The sequence below is a fragment of the Streptomyces cylindrosporus genome (genome assembly GCF_022698165.1).
Lineage (GTDB): Bacteria > Actinomycetota > Actinomycetes > Streptomycetales > Streptomycetaceae > Streptomyces > Streptomyces cylindrosporus.
On the sequence record NZ_JALDAY010000011.1, the window covers coordinates 201,202 to 219,822 of the forward strand.

Consider the following 18,621-nt stretch of genomic DNA (forward strand, 5'->3'; position numbering starts at 1 on the left):
TCCGCCGATCGACCCCCGGCACTTCCGCACATTGCGTTACCAAGCCGACACAGCCGGGTTTAACGTCCTCCACCAGGTGACCGGCTCCCCACCGCCGCCCGGGCCAGGGGCGGCAGTCGATCACCACCGCCGAGAAGGTCCGGCGGCGGCCCGCTCCCCCTGTGCGGGCCGCCGCCGGACGCGTAAGTCGCCCCGTCCCCCCACGGGGGTCGTACGAAAGGACGTGCAGTCCACGTGGCAGCTCATCGCAGGCCCGGTCGGCGCTCGATCAGTGGCCATACGGCCCGTACCGCGTTCACGATCGCGCTGGCGGGCGCGGCGACCGCGACGGCCTTCGACGGGACCGGCGACGCGGCACCCCGGCTGACGCCGGCGCAGGTCAAGGCGAAGGTGGACAAGCTGTACCAGGAGGCGGAGGCCGCCACCGAGAAGTACAACGGCGCGAAGGAGAAGGCGGACGCGGCCGAGCGGCGGCTGTCCGGGCTGCGCGACGAGGCCGCGCGCAGGACGGACAAGCTCAACTCGGCCCGGGACGCGCTGGGTTCGATCGCGGCCGCGCAGTACCGCGACGGCGGCATCGACCCGGCGCTCCGACTCGCGCTCTCCGACGACCCCGACCACTACCTCGACGGCGCCGAGTTCGTCGACCGGGCGAGCACCCGGCAGGCCGCGGCCGTCGCGAGCGTCCGCAAGCAGCTGCGGGACATCGAGCGGCTGCGCGGCGCCGCGCGCGTGGAGCTGACCTCGCTGAAGTCCCGGCAGGCGGAGCTGCGGCGCGAGAAGAAGACGATCACCGGCAAACTGGACGCGGCCCGGCGGCTGCTCGCCCAGCTGTCGGCCGAGGACCGCGCCCGGCTGGACGGCGACGCGGGCGGAACGGGCCGCGCGTCACGCTCGTCCGCCTCCGGCTCCCGCGTCGGCCTGGAGGCCCCTTCCGGTACGACGGCCAAGGCGCCCAACTCCCGCGCCGCGGCGGCCGTTTCCTACGCCTACTCCAAGCTCGGCAGCCCCTACGTCTGGGGCGCCACCGGCCCCGACGCCTTCGACTGCTCGGGCCTCGTCCAGGCCGCCTACCGCTCCGCCGGCATCTCCCTCCCCCGCACGACCTACGCCCAGATCGACGCCGGCCACCGCGTCTCCCGCTCCGAACTCCTCCCGGGCGACCTGGTGTTCTTCTACTCCGGCATCAGCCACGTCGGCATCTACATCGGCAACGGGCAGATGATCCACGCCCCCAACCCCTCGGCCCCGGTCCGGATCGCCCCGATCGACGAGATGCCGTTCGCGGGGGCGACGCGGGTCGCGTGATCACACCAGCCGCCGGGCCGTGGCCCACCTGGTCAGCTCGTGCCGGTTCGACAGCTGCAACTTCCGCAGCACCGCCGAGACATGGGACTCGACCGTCTTCACGGAGATGAACAGCTGCTTGGCGATCTCCTTGTACGCGTACCCGCGCGCGATGAGCCGCAGCACCTCCCGCTCCCGCTGGGTGAGGCGGTCCAGGTCCTCGTCGACCGGCGGGGCGTCGGTGGAGGCGAAGGCGTCCAGGACGAAGCCGGCCAGGCGGGGCGAGAAGACCGCGTCGCCCTCCTGGACCCGGAAGACGGAGTCGACCAGGTCCGTGCCGGTGATCGTCTTGGTGACGTAGCCGCGCGCACCGCCGCGGATCACGCCGATCACGTCCTCCGCCGCGTCCGACACGGACAGCGCGAGGAAGCGGACGGGCTGCTCGGCGTCGGCCATCAACGCGGCGCAGCGGCGCAGCACTTCGACCCCGCCGCCGCCCGGCAGATGGACGTCGAGGAGGACGACCTCGGGGCGGGTCGCGGTGATGACCGTGACCGCCTGGTCGACGTCGGCCGCCTCGCCGACGACCTCGACGCCGGTCTCCTCGGTGCGGCCGATCTCGGCCTGCACACCCGTACGGAACATGCGGTGGTCGTCGACGAGGACCACGCGCACGTGCCGCTCGCCGGTCCCGCCGCCGGTCGGCTCCACGGGCTCCGCGTTCGCCTCGGTCGGGTCGCTCATGACGTCTTCTCCGCCCTCTCCATCTCCAGCTCGACCTCCGTGCCGCCGTCCGGCACCGCGCGCAGCCGCGCCGTGCCGCCGTGCCGCTCCATGCGGCCGATGATCGATTCTCTGACGCCCATGCGGTCTGCGGGTATCGAGTCGAGGTCGAAGCCGGGGCCGCGGTCCCGCACCGACACGAAGACCGTCCTCCCCTCGACTTCGGCGTAGACCTGCACCGCGCCGCCCTCGCCACCGTACTTGGCGGCGTTCACCATCGCCTCGCGCGCGGCCTGCATCTGTGCGCCGATCCTGTCGTCGAGCGGGCAGTCGCCGACTATGACGACCTCTATGGGGACGCCGTGCTTGTCCTCCACCTCCGCGGCGTTGCGCCGCACCGCGTCGGCGAGGTTGGTGGGTTCGTCCTCCTCGTCCTTGCCGGTGCCCTCCGGTTTGTAGAGCCAGGTGCGCAGGTCGCGCTCCTGGGCGCGGGCCAGGCGGCGCACCTCGTTCGCGTTCTCCGCGTTGCGCTGGATCAGCGTCAGGGTGTGCAGCACGGAGTCGTGGACGTGGGCGGCGACCTCGGCGCGCTCCTGGGCGCGGATGCGCATCAGGCGCTCCTCGGAGAGGTCCTGGGTCATACGGACGAGGTACGGGCCCGCGAGCAGCGTTATCCCGACGAGGACCGCGAGGGCGGCCTGGAGGACGGAGCCGAGGTGGGCGGCGGAGCCCTGGAGGACGAAGACTCCGGTGACGCCGGCGGTGACGAGGAGGACACCGCCCGCCGCGCGGAGCAGGCTGAGGGTGCGCTTGCGGCGGCCGACCTCGACCCAGCGGGCCCGCCGCGCGTTGTCCGCCTGGCGCCAGACCAGGGCGACGCCCGCGCCGACGAGGACGACCGGCCAGAGGTAGACCTTGGCGCCGCCGCTCAGATTCACGTTGCCCACGAAGATCATGGCCACCACGACCATGAGGAGCAGGGCGACGATCTGGCCCTTGTCCGGCTTGCGGGCGACCAGTCTGCGGCGGCCGTCGGGCGAGGTCTCGGTGGTGACCAGCGACGGGGGCCGCTGACCGCCGACACCGCCGATGCCGAGCGGTACGAAGAACCAGAACGCGGCGTACAGCAGCGCGCCGAGGCCGTCCGCCATGAACAGGCCGACGAAGACGAGCCGCACCCACACCACAGGCAGCCCGAGATGCCCGGCGAGCCCCCGCGCCACGCCACCCAGCCAGCGTCCGTCACTGCTGCGGTAGAGCTTGCGCGGCGGCCGCGGTTCGACGATGGGCGCTGCAGCGGCTTCCGGCATGCCACCGATACTCACACGGGCGGCGGACCCAGGCATCAGGGTCGACCCCCGAGACTCCCCTGATCTTCGAGGCCAGGGCCCGTCGAACGCTTCCCCGGCGCCGGCTCAGGGGCGATATCAGGGTCCGGCCAGGGTCGTTCCGACTCCCGTCGGGGCGGTCGGCCCGTCACCATGGACACATGACAGATCACGAGCGCGCCACGACGGGTCCGGGAGCCGACGCCGACAGCGGCACCCCGGCCGACGCGCCCGCACGCGTGCACGCGCAGGCGCACGCACACGGGCAGGCGGGCGCGCGCGGAGAAAGCGGAGAAAGGGGAGCGGCAGCCGGGCACGCCGGGGGACCCGACGCAGGGGCTGGTTTCGGTGCGCGGGACGCAGGGGCTGGTTCCGGTGCGCGGGACGCAGGCGCCGCTTCCGGTGCGCGGGACGCAGGCGCCGCTGCCGACACGGGCAGGCCGGCCGAAGGCCACCCGACGATCGCTGCGGGCTCGCCGAGCGAAGCGGCTCCCGCGACCGGCGAGGGCTCGCCGCGCCGAGGCCGCCCCGCGGCAGGCGAGGGCGGACCGGCCGAGGAAGAAGCCCCCGCCGCGGCGGACCCCGTCGCGGCCGACCCTGCCACGGCCCCCCGCAAGCTCCGGCGGGACCGGCAGTACAAGGTGCTGGCCGGGGTGTGCTCCGGGCTCGGGCGGCAGTGCGACATGGACCCGGTGATCTTCCGGATCACCCTCGTCGTGCTCTCCGCGACCGGCGGCCTCGGCCTGATCTTCTACGGCTTCGCCTGGCTCCTGGTGCCGTACGAGGAGGACGAGCAGAACGAGCTCCGCAAGCTGCTCACCGGCCGGGTCGACGGCCAGGCGCTGACCGCGGTGCTGTTCGCGCTGGTCGGCTGCGGGGTGTTCCTGACGATGCTGAGCAACGGCGGGGTGCTGGCCTTCGCGGTCGTCCTCTCCCTGCTCCTCGCGGGCGCGGGGTACTGGTCGCGGCAGCGCGGCGCCCCCGACCCCGACCCGCTGGCCGCGCAGGCCGCCGCCGACGCCCCGCCGGAGGCCCAGGCGCCGCCGGTCCCCGCCGCCTACCCCTCCTGGTGGCGCGACCCCATCGTCAAGGACGGCACGCACTACGGCGGCACCGGCTACCTCTGGGGCCCCCGGGACTCCCGCGACCGGGACATCGCCGCGGCGGTCAACATCAGCCATGGCAACTCCTGGGCCCCCTACGCCGACCTCCGCGCCACGCACACCCCGGCGCCGCGACCGCGCGGCCCCCGCTGGATCGGCGGCTGGGTCTTCCTGCTCGCCCTCCTCGCGGGCGGCCTCGCCACCGCCGCCACCTGGGACGACCACGCCCTCGGCACCAGCCTGCAGGCCGGCCTGGCCGCCGCGCTGATCGTCTTCGGGCTGGGCATCGCGCTCAGCGCGTTCCTGGGGCGGACGGGAGCGGGGTCGATATTCATGGCCGTCGTCACGGCGGCCCTGCTCGCCTCGTCGGCCGCCCTGCCCAAGGACATCACCACTCACTGGACGCGTACGACCTGGCAACCGGCCGCGGTGGCCGAGGTCCAGGAGATGTACAACCTCGGCACGGGAGTCGGCACCCTGGACCTCAGCCGGGTGCAGCTGACCAAGGGGCAGACGGTGACCACGGGAGCCGATGTCGGGGCGGGCCGGCTGAAGGTGATCGTGCCGAAGGACGCGACCGTGAAGCTGAGCATCGACGTGGGGGTGGGGGACATCCAGTTGCCGGGCGACGAGAGCAAGGACGTGGACGTGGAGCCGGGCAAGCACAAGGACGTGACGCTGACGCCGGCCTCCGGCGCGAAGAACAGCGGCACGCTGGAGATCGACCTCCAGGTCGGCGTCGGACAGGCGGAGGTGGCCCGTGCTGCGTCATGAGTTCCAGCCCGGGAAGCTGGTCGCCGGCTTCTTCCTCACCCTCGCGGGTGTCGTCTACGCCGGTGACGCGGGCGGGCTGTGGGAGACGCCGTGGTTCGCGGTCGTACCGATCGTCGTGATCGGGCTGTTCCTCGCCGGTGTGGTCGGGGCGATCAGCGGCGGGATACGGCGACGCCGGTCGGTGACGGCACGCAGGGACGGCGCGGAGCCCGAGCCGAACATACCGGGCTGACTCCGCCGCTCCACGCCCCCGGCGGCTGCGTCACCGGTAGCCCCCGCCGACCAGGAGCTACCGGTAACCTCCCGCCCGCTGCCTTCGGCGCGCGCGGAGTGCCGAGTCCAGGGAGAGCATCGGGGCGCCCGCCAGGACGAGGGGGAGCCAGGCCATCAGGTAGGCGAGGTCGTTGCCGTAGTAGTACGGGTCGGAGGCCCAGCTGACGGTCATCCACAGGCTGAAGGAGATCAGCGCGCCGCCGAGCGCCGCCAGGCGGGCCAGCAGACCGATCAGGGTGCCGATGCCGACGGCCAGTTCACCGAAGGCGATGGCGTAGCCGAAGCCGGTGGGGTTCTTCAGGGCCAGGTCGATCAGGGCCGGGATGGCAGCGGAGTCGCGGGCCGAGCGCATCGTCTCGCCGATGGAACCGGCGCCGGAGGACTTCATGAAGGCGCTGTCGGTGAGCTTGTCCAGGCCGGCGTAGATGAAGGTGACGCCCAGGAAGATCCGCAGGGGAAGGAGGGCGTATCGGGTGGCGGTGTCACGCCAGTTGCGGTCGCCGTCGACGTAGGGGGTGTATGTGTCCGTGCGCATGCCGTGAGTCATCACTGTCGCCTCTCGCCCGGGGTGCCGGAGCCCCTTAAAAGACCATACGTACGAAAGTGAGGGTGCGCTCAATGCGTTCGTGCGGATTTGCTGTCGATCCGCTGTCGATGTGGACCCGCCCCGGATCGGGGTGCCGGCCCTCAGTCCGTCACGTCGATCGCGTACCGGTTGGTCTCCACGCCGGCCGCCGTCACCACCTGTACCTCCACCCGCCCGGGCTCCACGTCGGCCGGTACGGGCACGGTCAGTACGGCGTCGGTCGGGTTGCTGAAGCCGCCCGCCACCGGGACCAGCGGCACATGGACGTTGACCGCGCCGATGCGGACGACCATGCGGGACAGCCGGTCGGCGCCCTGGGCGCCGGGCGGGACGAAGCCCGCGCCCCGGATCTCGATGTCGTCGCCGGTGCGGATCGGGGCGTCGAGGTCGCCGGCCTCGCGGGCGCGGACCACGGAGAGGATCACCGGGCGGCCGCCCTCGGCGTACTTGCCGGCCAGGTAGGTCGCGGCCGAGATCAGGACCACCACCGCAAGCCCCCAGGGGAGGTCGGGGAGCTGGTCGGGACGGCGGGCCAGCCGTACCGCGGCGAACAGCACGGCGACGGCGCTGATCACGACGTACTGGATGTCGGCGAAGGTGCCGCGGCCCGCGTCGTCGGTCAGCAGGTCGGAGGCGCGCGGCCGGTCCGCGCGTACCTTCTGCAGCCGCTGGCCGAGGATCCGCAGCCCGATCACCCGCCGCACCAGGACCGCGATGCCGCACACCACGGCGAGCACGGTCACCATGCCCGCGCCGCGGGCGAGTTCGAGGCCGGAGATCAGGGTGTCCCGTTCGGCGTGGCCGGAGGCGGCGGCCAGGCGGCCGACCAGCACCAGGACCGCGTAGGCGACGAAGAGGACCCAGGCGGCGGCGACCGCTCTGGACGTGGAGAGGCGGTTGTCCTCGCCGATCACCGGGGCCAGCGCGCCGCCCCGGGCGCGGTGCAACCAGGAGGCGGTGGTGAGGGCTCCGGCCACCAGCAGGGCCGCGAGCAGGCCGGCCGTGCGCGCGGAGGTCCAGCCCGCGCCGATCGCCGTCAGCGACTGCACCAGCAGCAACAGCACCACCAGGGCCCACACGGCGATCGCCGTACGGCGCCACAGGCGGGCCAGCCAGGCCTCGCCCTCGGCGCGGCCACGCTCGGCGACGAGTTCCGCGGACTGGGTGAGTTCCTCCGAGACCCACTGGCGGGAGGCCTGGGCGGAGTGCGCCACCGCGGCGGGCAGCCCCTGTCCGGCCGCGAAGCCGTCGCGCATCAGCAGGAATTCGGCGACCGCCCGCCGGTGTCCCTCACGCGCCCCGTGCGGGCAGTCCCCGCAGGTGCAGCCGCCCGCATGCGCCCCACCGTGCGCAGCCGCGTCCGCGCCCCCTCTCGCCTCCTGCACCGCCACCGACGTCCGCCTTCCCAGCGACCACGACCCGATCGACCGGCGTCCCTGCCCAGCAGTAGAACGCCGTCCTGCAACTCCCCTGCGATGACAGCGAATTGTGCCCTACGCCACCCCGGTCGCGTCCGGCAGGTCTGGTCACGGCGGGTGAAGCGGGGGCCGCCGTGTTGACCCGGCTGCGAGAATTTCCCTATGGCCGAGATCATCCAGCGGGACGGGACCTGGGCCTTCGACGGCACCACGGTCAGGATCACGCCGGGCCTGCACCGCTCCGTGCCACTGTTCCGGCAGACGTACGGAGAGGTCGCCGTCCCCCTCGAAGCCATCGCCGGCGTCGTCTTCGAGCCCGAGCGCAAGCGCGGGCGGCTGCGGATGCGGCTGCGGGAAGGGGCGGATCCGCTGCTGCAGGCGACCGGCGGACGGCTGCCGGATCCGGCCGATCCGTACCGGCTGGTGGTGGACGTGGACCGGGCGGGGGTCGCGGAGTACGTCGCCGAGGAGATCCGGCAGGCGCTGATGCTGGACCAGATCCCCAAGGAGCCGACCAAGGCGTATCTGCTGCCGGGGCCGCCGGTGCCGGTGTCGGTGCGCTCCTCCGACGGGACCGTCTCCTTCGACGGCACCCGGGTGCGTATCGACTGGGCCGACACCTCGGACCGGGTCAAGCGGGCGACCGGGCCGCGGATCATCGCCCTCGGTGATCTGGTGCAGGTGGAGTGGCTGCCCAACTCCGGTTACGAGGACGGCTTCCTGCGCTTCGTGACCCGGGAGACGGCGTTCTCCAAACTGCCGCCGGAGAAGGATCCGTACGCCCTGGATCTGTGGGGCAGCGCGCGCCGCGATCTGCTCACCGCGCTGGTCGCCACCGCGGTCACCGCGCGGCTGCCGCACCCGTCCACCCGGGGCGGCGAGTTCGCCGACCGGCAGCGGCCCGCCGGCGCGGTGCCGCCGTCGGCCGACCATCACGACGTACTCCTGCGCAGGCTGCGGGAGTTGGGCGAGCTGCACCGGGAGGGGGTGCTCACGGACGAGGAGTTCGCGATGACCAAGGCGGCGGTGCTGCGGGGGTTCTAGCTCAGCAGATCGGGCTCGCTGCGGCTGATGTCCTGCCACAGGGGCTGGTAGTTGATCCACGCGACCAGGTCGCCGCCGAGCTGTTCGCGAGTCGCCACGGCCAGCTTGTGGTCGATGAGGAGGGGGCGGCCGGCCGCCTTCGCGGTGAGCTGGACCTGGCTGGAGCGTTCCATGGACAGGAACCACCAGGCCGCCGCGTCCACCGAGTCGCCGACCGTCAGCAGGCCGTGGTTGCGCAGGACGAGCGCCTTGCGGGAGCCGAGCGCGGTGGCGATGCGGCGGCCCTCCTCGGCGTCGACGGCGACGCCGGTGTAGGCGTCGTAGAGGGCGTGGTCCTCGTAGAAGGCGCAGCTCTCCTGGGTGATCGGGTCCAGGAGGTCGCCGAGTGCGGACAGGGCGCGGCCGTGCACGGAGTGGCAGTGGGCGACGGCGACGACGTCCGGGCGGGCGGCGTGCACCTGGGCGTGGACGGTGAAGGCGGCCTGGTTGACGTGGTAGCGGCCCTGGATGACCTGGCCGTCGGAGTTGGCGAGCACCAGGTCGCTCACGGTGACGTGCTTGAAGGGCATGCCGAAGGGGTTGACCCAGAAGCAGTCGGAGTACTCGGGGTCGCGCGCGGTGATGTGCCCGGAGACCCCGTCCTCGAAGCCGAGCCGGCCGAACAGCCTGAGCGCACCGGCCAGCCGTTCCTTGCGGTGCCGCCGCTCGTCGTCCAGCGATTCGTGCATCGGCGGCATGGCGAACTGCAGCCGGTCGTTGGACAGGGGCAGCGGTGGGGTCGGCCCGTGCATGTGTCCCTCCAGCACTGGGTTGCTTTACGAGGCGGAAGTTACCGTCGGTCAGCGCAGGAGAACAGAGCTGAGTTGTAAAGATGACGCACGCGAGATGCCGCCCGCCGCGATACCCGACAGCGGATGTCCGGTATCGGCGTGAGACTCGACGTATGGCATGGAACTGGGCGGCCTTCAGGGCCGCCGAACCCGAGTTCGCGAAGACCGCCGAGGAGCGCTTCGGGGCCTTCACCCACCACGTTCTGGCGACCCTCCGCAAGGACGGTTCGCCGCGCACCACCGGCCTGGAGGTGCGCTTCCTCCACGGTGAGCTGTGGCTCGGCATGATGCCGGACTCGCTCAAGGCGCTCGACCTGCGGCGGGATCCCCGGTTCGCGCTGATGGCGAACCCCGGGGAGGGGCAGTCGATGGGCGGGGGTGACGTACGGGTCTCCGGGCGGGCGTTCGAGGTCGAGGACCCGGAGGCCAAGGCCGCGTACGGCGAAGAGGTGGAACCGCCGGAGCCGTTCCACCTCTTCCGTACCGAGCTGACGGAGGTCGTGCGGACCTACGTCGAGGACGAGAAGTACCTCGTCGTCCAGGTCTGGCAGCCCGGTGGGCCGGTGCGCGTGATCAAGCGCACCTGAACCGCTTCAACAAGCGGGGCCTACTCCCACTCGATCGTGCCCGGCGGCTTCGAGGTCACGTCCAGGACGACACGGTTGACGTCCCGCACCTCGTTCGTGATCCGGGTCGAGATCTTCGCCAGGACGTCGTACGGCAGTCGCGACCAGTCGGCGGTCATGGCGTCCTCGGAGGAGACCGGGCGCAGCACGATCGGGTGGCCGTAGGTACGGCCGTCGCCCTGGACGCCCACGCTGCGGACATCCGCGAGCAGGACCACCGGGCACTGCCAGATGTCCCGGTCGAGACCGGCCGCCGTCAGCTCCTCGCGGGCGATGGCGTCCGCGTTACGGAGCAGGTCGAGCCGCTCCTTGGTGACCTCGCCGACGATCCGGATGCCGAGGCCCGGACCCGGGAAGGGCTGGCGCTGGACGATCTCGTCCGGGAGGCCGAGCTCCTGGCCGACCATCCGGACCTCGTCCTTGAAGAGCTTCCGGAGGGGCTCGATCAGCTTGAACTCGAGGTCCTCCGGCAGCCCGCCGACGTTGTGGTGCGACTTGATGTTGGCCGTGCCCGTGCCGCCGCCGGACTCGACCACGTCCGGGTAGAGGGTGCCCTGGACCAGGAACTCCACCGCCGGACCCGCGTCCGCGATGATCTCCGCCTGCGCCTGTTCGAAGACCCGGATGAACTCCCGGCCGATGATCTTCCGCTTCTCCTCGGGGTCCGAGACCCCCTTGAGCGCGGTCAGGAAGCGCTCCTCCGCGTCGACGACGACCAGCTTGACGCCGGTCGCGGCCACGAAGTCCTTCTCGACCTGCTCGGTCTCGCCCTTGCGCATCAGACCGTGGTCGACGTACACGCAGGTCAGCTGGTCGCCGATGGCGCGCGCGACGAGGGCCGCGGCCACGGCGGAGTCGACGCCGCCGGACAGGCCGCAGATGGCGCGCTTGTCGCCGACCTGCTCGCGGATCGCGGCGACCTGCTCCTCGATGACGTTGCCGGTGGTCCAGTCGGGGCTCAGGCCCGCGCCCCGGTACAGGAAGTGCTCCAGCACCTGCTGGCCGTGCGTGGAGTGCATGACCTCCGGGTGGTACTGGACGCCGTACAGCTTCTTCTCGTCGTTCTCGAAGGCGGCGACCGGCACGACGTCCGTGGAGGCCGTGACGGAGAAGCCCTCGGGGGCGGCGGAGCAGGCGTCGCCGTGCGACATCCACACGTGCTGCTCGGCCGGGGTGCCCTCGAAGAGGGTGGAGGACGACTTCGATACGTGCAGATCGGTACGGCCGTACTCGCGGGCGCCGGTGTTGTCCACCGTGCCGCCGAGGGAGCGGGCCATCAGCTGGAAGCCGTAGCACATGCCGAAGACGGGGACGCCGGCCTCGAAGATCTCGCGGTCGAGGCTCGGGGCGCCCTCCTCGTACACGGACGAGGGGCCGCCGGAGAGGATGATCGCCGCCGGGTTCTTGGCGAGCATCTCGGCGACCGGCATGGTGCTCGGCACGATCTCGCTGTAGACCCGGGCCTCGCGGACGCGGCGGGCGATGAGCTGGGCGTACTGCGCGCCGAAGTCGACGACCAGGACGGTGTCGGGGGCGGATGCTTGTGACACGGGAGCCTTCCGGCGGCTGGGCGGGGGTCTGTGGTGCCGATTCTACCGGGGTGGGCGACCCGGTCGGCCGAGAAGGTTCTGTGGCATACTCCCCCCATGCTCAAGACCGCGACCTTCCTCTTTACCTATGGCACCGGGCCCACCGGCTGCCATGGTCGTGCTGCTTGAGCAACTGACAAGCGACTTCCCAGGCGCCCCGGGCCGACAAGGTCCGGGGCGCCTGGTGTTTCCGGACCTTGCCGCTCCGGGGCACCCCTCACCTCACCGAGGAGCCCCGACATGGCCGACCTGACCACCACCGCGCCGGAAGCGACCATCGCGGACGCCCGTGCGCGCATCGACGCCCTCGACGACCGGATCATCGGTCTCATCCAGGAGCGGATGGCCGTTTCCGCCGTCGTGCAGCAGACCCGGATCGCCGCCGGCGGCCGGCGCGTGAACCTCTCCCGCGAGATGGAGGTCCTCGGCCACTACAGCGAGGCCCTCGGCAAGCCCGGTACGTCCCTGGCGATGACGCTGCTCGAACTGTGCCGCGGTCGCATCTGAGTTCGGGTCCTTCTCACCCGTACGGCGCCGTGACCGCCCCGCGAACCGCTTCGTTGGTGCTGGTGTCCGTGCCAGCCAGGGGCGGGCCCGAAAGAACCACGCGTGGCTTGCCGGAGCGATGAGACGTACGGGTCGTGCCGTATGTCGTGGGACCTCGCTCCGGAGTTGGGACCGGACGGCAGGGGACAGCAGCCCGGTCACCCAAGTAAACGGTCGGTCCCGGGGACGCCCGGGGCCGACCGGCGGAAAATGCAAAAATGCACAACCCTGGGTCAAACGGTTGCGTAGGCCGCGTCCATCCAGCACGATGCGTACAAAGCCCAAGTCCCGCCGCAGGCACCCGCATTGCACTGCACTTCCGTACCGCCAGAGGTACAGACCATCCGCGCGCCCCACGCGCGCCGGGGCGGCGACCCAGGGCACACAAGGGCACACGAGACAAGCGGCGCAACCCCCCGGCGCCGCTCCCCAGGCACCGGCGCTGCCCTGACGTCGGTGCTGACGGAGAAGGGCCCCGCGGCCAGGTTTCCGCGGGGCCCTTCGCATGCCACGGCCCCATGGGCACGGCTTCAGACCCGGGACACCGTCCCGCAGCCCCTCCCCTGGTCGTCGATGCCCTTGCTCCGGTCGTACGGGTCCGTCGTCGGGCCCGTCGGAGCGGCGCCGGTCGGGGCGTCCGAGCTGAACTCGGGGTGCAGATAGCCGTCGTAGACGTCGCAGGCGGAGTTGCCGATGTCGCGGTCGTAGCGACGGATCGTGATCTTGCCGGGGGTGACCCGGTAGCGGGTCGGGTCGGACACCTGGATGTCGAGGATGCGGCGGACGATGGTGCGGGTGACCTCCTTCGAGCCGCCGGCCCGGACGACCGGGTAGACGAAGGTGTAGTCGGCGTGCACGGCGACCGACGCCTGCTCGCCGGCCTTGAAGGTGATGCGGCCGCGGGTCTTGACGACGTCGCCGACGAGCTTGATCTCCGCCGGGTCGAAGCGGCTGAACATCGCGAGCGGGTCGTGCTTCTCGTCCGGTTTGCCGAGCGAGGTGTTGAGCTGCGTCAGCAGATCCGTCTGCTTGGGTTCGATCACGCCGAGCGCGGTGGTGGGGCGTTCGCCGCGCAGGGTGGCCGCGTTGAGGTTCGCGTCGACCAGGAGGGTCCTTGTCTGCTGGAGGGCCTGTTCGACCTGGGCCTTGGAGAGCGTGCCGACGGGGGTCGCCTTCGGCAGGACGATGCCGGCCGCGCCGTCGGCCCAGCGCTCGGCCGGGGAGCCCGCGAACGGCCGGGCGAGGGTGGGGACTTCCGGGTCGGGCCGGGTGGGCGGGGCGGTGGGGGCCGCGGTCTCCGGCGGAAGTGGTGAGGCACCGGAGGCGGAGGTGCCCTTGTCGTCCTTGGTGCCGAAGGGGTCGCCGGGGATGACCGACGGTTTCACGGCCACTACGGCGACCGCTGCGGCGAGGAGGACGCCGAGCACCGGCCAGACACGGCGGCGGCGCCGTTCCGGGCGGGCGGCGGCGCCGACGCGCCAGCTCTCCGGGCGCTCACCACGGGCGTCCTGCTGCCGCAACCGCTCGGTGACCATGCGGGCGCGGGCGGAGGGCTCCTTGGGGGCGGAGCCGATCCCCGCCTCGGACTCCTTGAGGAACTTGTCCCACACGTCGTCGGGTATGGAGGGCTCCTCGCCGGAACCCGGTCTCGGCTCGTCGGACGGTCTGTCGGCCACGGCGCCGGCACCTTTCTGCGTCACTCGTACTGTGAGTCGCCTGTCGAGCAGCAGAGCGTACGTGACTCGGCGCACATAAAAAATCTGTTAGTCCGAGCGCAACCATTCACAGGTGTTACGGATCCAACCATGCGAACCAAGGGCCACACCCGCGCCCCACACGCGGAGCCCTCCACACTGGACTCCTTGAGGTCTTCATGAAGCTTCGCCGTGCCATGGGTGTGGCCGCCGCGACCGCGGTACTCGCTCCACTCGCCCTGCTGTCCGCCCCCGTCGCGTTCGCGACGGACGAGACTCCGGACACGTCCACGAGCAGCCCCGCGACCGACGAGAGCACCCCGGCAGCGGACGACACCACGCCCGCCGCCGACGACACGACCCCGGCCGCGGACGACACCACGCCCGCCGCGGACGACACCACCCCGGCCGCCGAGGACACGACCCCGGCCGCGGGCGACACCACCCCGGCCGCCGACGACACGACCCCGGCCGCCGCCGAGAGCAGCTCCTCCGCCACCCCGACGCCGAGCGCGAGCGAGACCGCCCCGGAGGACGGCGGCGAACTGTGCGTCGACGACAACGGCGACAGCACCGCCGAGCTCAGCGCCGACCTGAAGAGCGGTCTGTCGGGCCTGCCCGAGACGATCGTCGCCGGCGGCGGCTGGACCGCGTTCTCCTTCAACGTCTCCAACAAGGGCGACGAGGAGATCAAGGACATCAAGCCGCTGATCGGTGTCGCCGCGATCGGCTGGGAGGACGAGAAGGACTACTCCGGCGAGATCCAGGTCCAGGTCTTCGACAAGTCCTCCAAGACCTGGCAGACCATCGCGGACGCGGCGGGCGAGGGCGGCACCTTCCCGGCGTTCTCGCTCAGCGGCGGCCAGTCGGTCTCGTACCAGCTGCGGCTGAAGGTCAGCGGCAAGGTGCCCGACTCGCTCGGTCTGACCGGCGGTCTCGCCGAGTACCAGGACGAAGAGGGCTGCTGGGTGGCCGACGACCCGAACGGCTGGATCTACTTCTTCGACATCCTGGCCGCCGGCTCCGACGCCGGGAACCCGGACGACGCCAAGCCGCAGACCGGTGGCATGAAGCCGCTGGAGGACGTGAGCGACGTCGACGCCACCGGCAGTCTCGCCGAGACCGGCTCCAGCTCCGCGCTGCCGATGATCGCCCTGACCGGCGGCGCGGCGGTCGCGCTGGGCGGCGGCGCGGTGTTCGCGGTGCGGCGGCGCAGGGCCGGGACGCACGCGTAACCAGACCTGCTGCAAGAAGCCAGACCTGCTGCAAGAAACAGAAGGACCCGCACTCGGAGGGGGGTGCGGGTCCTTCTCGTCCGTCCGGAACGGCTACTTCTTCGGCACCGTCTACTTCTTGGGCACCGTCGGCATCCCCAGGAACGGCAGCCGCAGCGCGCCGAACGCCTCCGCCGGAACGGCCGGCGTCTTCGGCTCGACCGGCTGCAGACGCTCGTACGCCGCCCCCTGCGCCGGACGCGGGTCCGGCTCCCCCTTGTTGGGCCAGTACGACATCGCGCGCTCGGCCTGCGCGGTGATCGTCAGGGACGGGTTCACGCCCAGGTTGGCCGAGACCGCGGCGCCGTCGACGACCGAGATGCCGGGGTGGCCGTAGAGGCGGTGGTACGGGTCGATGACGCCGGTCTCGCGGGAGGAGCCGATGGGGCAGCCGCCGAGGAAGTGCGCGGTGAGCGGGGTGCCCATCAGCTCGCCGACGTTGGAGCCGGCGAAGCCGTTGATGTCGGCGGCGATGGCGGTGGCGCTCTCCGAAGCGGCCCTGATCTGCTTGGGGTTGGGGGCGCCGTGTCCCTGCCGGGCGGTGAGCAGGCCCTTGCCCACGCCGTCCGGTTTCAGGTACGTCGTCAGGGAGTTGTCCAGCGACTGCATCACCAGGCCGATGATGGTCTTCTCCGACCAGCGGCGGTTGGAGAGGGAGCGCAGCACGAGGAGGGGGTGCCGGGCCGCGTTCGCGAGCCAGCCCATGACCCTCGACGAGCCTTCCGCGTACGGCACTTGGAGGATGGACAGGCTGCCCATCGAGTTGGATCCCTTGCCGTAGCGGACCGGCTCGATGTGGGTGTTCTCGTCCGGGTGGATCGAGGACGTGATGGCGACACCGCGCGTGAAGTCGACCTTCGGCGCGCCGGTCGCCTTGCGGTAGCGCCGGTTGTCGGTCTGCGCGCCGACCAGGGCCTCCGAGTTGGTGCGGGTCAGCTCGCCCAACCTGTCGGAGATGTACGGCAGTTGGCTGCCCGCCTTCATGCGGTGCAGCAGGGTCTGGGTGCCGTAGGTGCCGGCCGCGAGCACCACGCGGCGGGCCTTGAAAGTGCGGCCCTCGCCCTTCTTCTCGTCCGTCGGCAGGGTGGCGACCGCGAACCCGCCCTGCGAGTCGTCCGTCACCGACACGACCGTCGTCAGCGGGTGGACGACCGCGCCCGCCTTCTCGGCGAGGTAGAGGTAGTTCTCGTTCAGGGTGTTCTTGGCGCCGTGCCGGCAGCCGGTCATGCACTCCCCGCACTCGGTACAGGCCCTGCGGTCCGGGCCCGCGCCGCCGAAGTAGGGGTCGGCCACCTGCCCGCCGGGCGCCGCCTTCGCCTTCCCCTCCGCGTCCTTGCCGTCCCCGAAGAAGACGCCGACCGGGGCCATGTGGAAGGTGTCGCCGACGCCCATCCGCTCGGCGGCCGCCTTCAGATGCACGTCGGAGGGGGTCATCGTCGGGTTGAGCCGTACGCCGAGCATGCGCTGCGCCTGGTCGTAGTACGGCTTCAACTCCTCCTGCCAGTCCGTGATGTCCCGCCACTGCGGGTCGTCGAAGAACGGCTTCGGCGGTACGTAGAGGGTGTTGGCGTAGTTGAGCGAGCCGCCGCCGACGCCCGCGCCGGCCAGGACCATGACGTTGCCCAGCAGATGGATGCGCTGGATGCCGTACATGCCGAGCTTCGGCGCCCAGAGGTAGTTCTTGAGGTCCCAGGAGTTCTTGGGGAGGGTCTCGCGGGTGAAGCGGCGGCCGGCCTCCAGGACACCTACGCGGTAGCCCTTCTCGGTGAGGCGGAGGGCGGTCACCGAACCGCCGAAGCCGGATCCGACAACGATGACGTCGTAGTCGTAAGCGTCATTGCTCACGCGCACTCTCCTCTTACCTCTTACCGGAACCGGAACGCCTTCATCAGCCGCAGACTGCGGCTCATGAACTGGGCGTACTTCTCGTCGTCCATGCCGAGCGAGGGCGCCATCGGCAGCAGCCGCTGCTGGGCCACCGTCTGGGCCTCCGTGTACTTGAGGATGCCCTCGGAGCCGTGGCGGCGGCCGAGCCCGGAGTCCTTCATGCCGCCCATGGGCGACTGGACGCTGCCGTAGGCGGAGGCGTAGCCCTCGTTGACGTTGACGGTGCCCGCGCGGACGCGGGAGGCGACCTCGCGGCCGCGGGCGGCGTTCTTCGTCCAGACCGAGGAATTCAGGCCGTACGGCGTGGAGTTGGCGTGCTCGACCGCCTCGTCGTCGGTCTTGAAGCGGTAGATGGAGACGACCGGGCCGAAGGTCTCCTCGGTGCAGACGGCCATCGGCTCGGTCACGCCGTCGAGGATGGTCGGCTCGAAGAAGTACGGGCCGACGTCCGGGCGGGCGACTCCGCCGGCGACGACCTTCGCGCCCTTGGCGACGGCCTCCTCGACGTGCCGGGTGACCGTCTCCAGCTGCCGCGCCCCCACCAGCGAGCCCATGTCGGCGCCGTACGCGAGGGAGGTGCCCAGCCGCATGGCCTTGGTGCGGGCGGCGAAGCGGTCCAGGAAGGCGTCGGCGATCGACTCGTGGACGTACAACCGCTCGATGGAGATGCACAGTTGGCCCGCGGAGGAGAAGCAGGCGCGGACCGCGCCCGCGGCGGCCTTCTCGATGTCGGCGTCGTCGAGGACGAGCATGGCGTTCTTGCCGCCGAGTTCGAGGGAGACGCCGACGAGCCTGGCGGCGGCGCCCTGCGCGACTTCGCGGCCGGTGCGGGTGGAGCCGGTGAAGGAGACGTAGTCGGCGTGCTTGACGACCTCGGGGCCGACCACCGGGCCCTCGCCGAGGACGACCTGGAAGACGTCGGCGGGGAGACCCGCCTCGATGAGGAGGTCGCGCGCCCAGAGAGCCGTCAGGCAGGTCTCCGTGTCCGGCTTCATGACGACCGCGTTGCCCGCGACGAAGGCCGGGATGGCATCGCCGACCGAGAGCTCCAGGGGGTAGTTCCAGGGGGCGATCTGGCCCACCACACCGCGCGGATGGCGCAGTTCGGTGACCTTCGTCAGCGTCGGCATGGCGCCCGCGTGCCGCTTGGGGCGCAGATAGGCGGGGGCTTTACGGCCGTAGTGGCGGGCCGCGACCGCGACGGCCTGGACCTCCTCGTGGGCGTGCAGCCGGGCCTTGCCGGTCTCCAGCTGGATGAGGTCGAGGACCTCGGCCTGGCGCTCCAGGACCAGGTCGTGGAAGCGGAGCAGGACGGCCGCGCGCTGCCGTACCGGTGTCTGTGCCCAGACGGACTGCGCCCTGCGGGCCGCGTCGAAGGCCTTGGCCACGTCCTCGGGGGTGGACTCCGGCAGGTCGGCCAGCTTCTCGCCGGTGAACGGCGTGTGGTTGGCGGTGCGGCCGGAGCCGACCACGCCCTTGGTGAGCTGGGCGACCAGCTCGGGGGTGACCACGTCGGCGGCGGTGCGGGCGCCTTCGGGGGCGGGGGCGAGGGGGTTCGTGCCGGCCTTGGTCTCGGCATGCGCTTCCGTCATGAGGCGCAGGGTATGCCGGAGCGGAGGCTTTGGGTACCCGTCGGTAA

General features: G+C 71.7%; 16 protein-coding genes. 7 read left to right on the forward strand and 9 right to left on the reverse strand.

What is annotated here, in order from left to right:
* Positions 1 to 234 precede the first annotated feature (234 nt).
* A complete protein-coding gene (locus MQP27_RS33880; RefSeq protein WP_242772144.1) occupies positions 235 to 1,308 on the forward strand; it encodes a C40 family peptidase in 1,074 nt (357 codons plus the stop codon).
* Here the strand turns inward: MQP27_RS33880 and MQP27_RS33885 are convergent, their stop codons facing one another.
* Both MQP27_RS33885 and MQP27_RS33890 read right to left on the reverse strand, forming a co-directional pair.
* The gene (locus MQP27_RS33885; protein ID WP_242772146.1) at positions 1,309 to 2,031 is read right to left on the reverse strand and encodes a LuxR C-terminal-related transcriptional regulator; all 723 of its coding nucleotides are present in this window, start codon (positions 2,029 to 2,031) and stop codon (positions 1,309 to 1,311) included.
* On the reverse strand, positions 2,028 to 3,320 hold the full coding sequence (locus tag MQP27_RS33890) for an ATP-binding protein (protein WP_242772148.1): 1,293 nt from the start codon (positions 3,318 to 3,320) through the stop codon (positions 2,028 to 2,030). Before MQP27_RS33890 ends, MQP27_RS33885 begins: the two co-directional genes overlap by 4 nt.
* Positions 3,321 to 3,799: 479 nt before the next feature.
* Here MQP27_RS33890 and MQP27_RS33895 point away from each other — a divergent pair, with 479 nt between their 5' ends.
* Complete coding sequence (locus MQP27_RS33895) at positions 3,800 to 5,215, forward strand: PspC domain-containing protein (RefSeq protein WP_242772778.1); 1,416 nt, start codon at positions 3,800 to 3,802, stop codon at positions 5,213 to 5,215.
* Positions 5,202 to 5,447 (forward strand): hypothetical protein, encoded by a 246-nt coding sequence (locus MQP27_RS33900; RefSeq protein ID WP_242772150.1) that lies wholly within the window; start codon positions 5,202 to 5,204, stop codon positions 5,445 to 5,447. The genes MQP27_RS33895 and MQP27_RS33900 overlap by 14 nt, the downstream gene beginning before the upstream one ends.
* A gap of 57 nt (positions 5,448 to 5,504) precedes the next feature.
* On the opposite strand, the gene MQP27_RS33905 is transcribed toward MQP27_RS33900, so the two are convergent.
* Together MQP27_RS33905 and MQP27_RS33910 are read right to left on the reverse strand one after the other, a co-directional pair.
* Complete coding sequence (locus tag MQP27_RS33905; protein ID WP_242772153.1) at positions 5,505 to 6,035, reverse strand: DoxX family protein; 531 nt, start codon at positions 6,033 to 6,035, stop codon at positions 5,505 to 5,507.
* 140 nt (positions 6,036 to 6,175) lie between these two features.
* Positions 6,176 to 7,465, reverse strand: a complete 1,290-nt coding sequence (locus MQP27_RS33910) for a hypothetical protein (protein ID WP_242772156.1) — start codon at positions 7,463 to 7,465, stop codon at positions 6,176 to 6,178.
* A gap of 189 nt (positions 7,466 to 7,654) precedes the next feature.
* Here MQP27_RS33910 and MQP27_RS33915 point away from each other — a divergent pair, with 189 nt between their 5' ends.
* Positions 7,655 to 8,536 (forward strand): DUF4429 domain-containing protein, encoded by an 882-nt coding sequence (locus MQP27_RS33915; RefSeq protein ID WP_242772159.1) that lies wholly within the window; start codon positions 7,655 to 7,657, stop codon positions 8,534 to 8,536.
* Here the strand turns inward: MQP27_RS33915 and MQP27_RS33920 are convergent.
* Complete coding sequence (locus tag MQP27_RS33920; RefSeq protein WP_242772174.1) at positions 8,533 to 9,327, reverse strand: class II aldolase/adducin family protein; 795 nt, start codon at positions 9,325 to 9,327, stop codon at positions 8,533 to 8,535. The two genes, MQP27_RS33915 and MQP27_RS33920, sit on opposite strands and share 4 nt — an antisense overlap.
* Positions 9,328 to 9,479: 152 nt before the next feature.
* On the opposite strand from MQP27_RS33920, the gene MQP27_RS33925 reads away from it, so the two are divergent.
* The gene (locus tag MQP27_RS33925; protein ID WP_242772184.1) at positions 9,480 to 9,953 is read left to right on the forward strand and encodes a pyridoxamine 5'-phosphate oxidase family protein; all 474 of its coding nucleotides are present in this window, start codon (positions 9,480 to 9,482) and stop codon (positions 9,951 to 9,953) included.
* 20 nt (positions 9,954 to 9,973) lie between these two features.
* Here the strand turns inward: MQP27_RS33925 and guaA are convergent, their stop codons facing one another.
* Positions 9,974 to 11,542 carry a glutamine-hydrolyzing GMP synthase gene (gene guaA, locus MQP27_RS33930; protein ID WP_242772203.1) on the reverse strand — a complete coding sequence of 523 codons (1,569 nt, stop codon included), beginning with the start codon at positions 11,540 to 11,542 and terminating at the stop codon, positions 9,974 to 9,976.
* A 279-nt stretch (positions 11,543 to 11,821) separates the two neighbouring features.
* Here guaA and MQP27_RS33935 point away from each other — a divergent pair, with 279 nt between their 5' ends.
* Positions 11,822 to 12,088, forward strand: coding sequence for a chorismate mutase (locus MQP27_RS33935; protein WP_242772206.1), 267 nt, complete (start codon positions 11,822 to 11,824; stop codon positions 12,086 to 12,088).
* Positions 12,089 to 12,657: 569 nt separating this feature from the next.
* Here MQP27_RS33935 and MQP27_RS33940 read toward each other — a convergent pair.
* A complete protein-coding gene (locus tag MQP27_RS33940; protein ID WP_242772209.1) occupies positions 12,658 to 13,803 on the reverse strand; it encodes a hypothetical protein in 1,146 nt (381 codons plus the stop codon).
* A 197-nt stretch (positions 13,804 to 14,000) separates the two neighbouring features.
* On the opposite strand from MQP27_RS33940, the gene MQP27_RS33945 reads away from it, so the two are divergent.
* The gene (locus tag MQP27_RS33945; RefSeq protein ID WP_242772212.1) at positions 14,001 to 15,056 is read left to right on the forward strand and encodes an LAETG motif-containing sortase-dependent surface protein; all 1,056 of its coding nucleotides are present in this window, start codon (positions 14,001 to 14,003) and stop codon (positions 15,054 to 15,056) included.
* 111 nt (positions 15,057 to 15,167) lie between these two features.
* Here the strand turns inward: MQP27_RS33945 and MQP27_RS33950 are convergent, their stop codons facing one another.
* Both MQP27_RS33950 and MQP27_RS33955 read right to left on the reverse strand, forming a co-directional pair.
* The gene (locus MQP27_RS33950; protein WP_242772223.1) at positions 15,168 to 16,940 is read right to left on the reverse strand and encodes a GMC family oxidoreductase N-terminal domain-containing protein; all 1,773 of its coding nucleotides are present in this window, start codon (positions 16,938 to 16,940) and stop codon (positions 15,168 to 15,170) included.
* A 20-nt stretch (positions 16,941 to 16,960) separates the two neighbouring features.
* Entirely contained in the window at positions 16,961 to 18,574 is a 1,614-nt protein-coding gene (locus MQP27_RS33955; RefSeq protein ID WP_242772225.1) for a succinic semialdehyde dehydrogenase, read from the reverse strand.
* Between the last annotated feature and the right edge of the window lie 47 nt (positions 18,575 to 18,621).

Excerpts from the sequence above, each read along its gene's own strand:
- MQP27_RS33885 (WP_242772146.1), bottom strand. The coding sequence starts at position 2,031 with ATGAGCGACCCGACCGAGGCGAACGCGGAGCCCGTGGAGCCGACCGGC.
- MQP27_RS33890 (WP_242772148.1), bottom strand. The coding sequence starts at position 3,320 with ATGCCGGAAGCCGCTGCAGCGCCCATCGTCGAACCGCGGCCGCCGCGC.
- MQP27_RS33905 (WP_242772153.1), bottom strand. The coding sequence starts at position 6,035 with ATGACTCACGGCATGCGCACGGACACATACACCCCCTACGTCGACGGC.
- MQP27_RS33915 (WP_242772159.1), top strand. The coding sequence starts at position 7,655 with ATGGCCGAGATCATCCAGCGGGACGGGACCTGGGCCTTCGACGGCACC.
- MQP27_RS33920 (WP_242772174.1), bottom strand. The coding sequence starts at position 9,327 with ATGCACGGGCCGACCCCACCGCTGCCCCTGTCCAACGACCGGCTGCAG.
- MQP27_RS33925 (WP_242772184.1), top strand. The coding sequence starts at position 9,480 with ATGGCATGGAACTGGGCGGCCTTCAGGGCCGCCGAACCCGAGTTCGCG.
- MQP27_RS33935 (WP_242772206.1), top strand. The coding sequence starts at position 11,822 with ATGGCCGACCTGACCACCACCGCGCCGGAAGCGACCATCGCGGACGCC.
- MQP27_RS33945 (WP_242772212.1), top strand. The coding sequence starts at position 14,001 with ATGAAGCTTCGCCGTGCCATGGGTGTGGCCGCCGCGACCGCGGTACTC.
- MQP27_RS33955 (WP_242772225.1), bottom strand. The coding sequence starts at position 18,574 with ATGACGGAAGCGCATGCCGAGACCAAGGCCGGCACGAACCCCCTCGCC.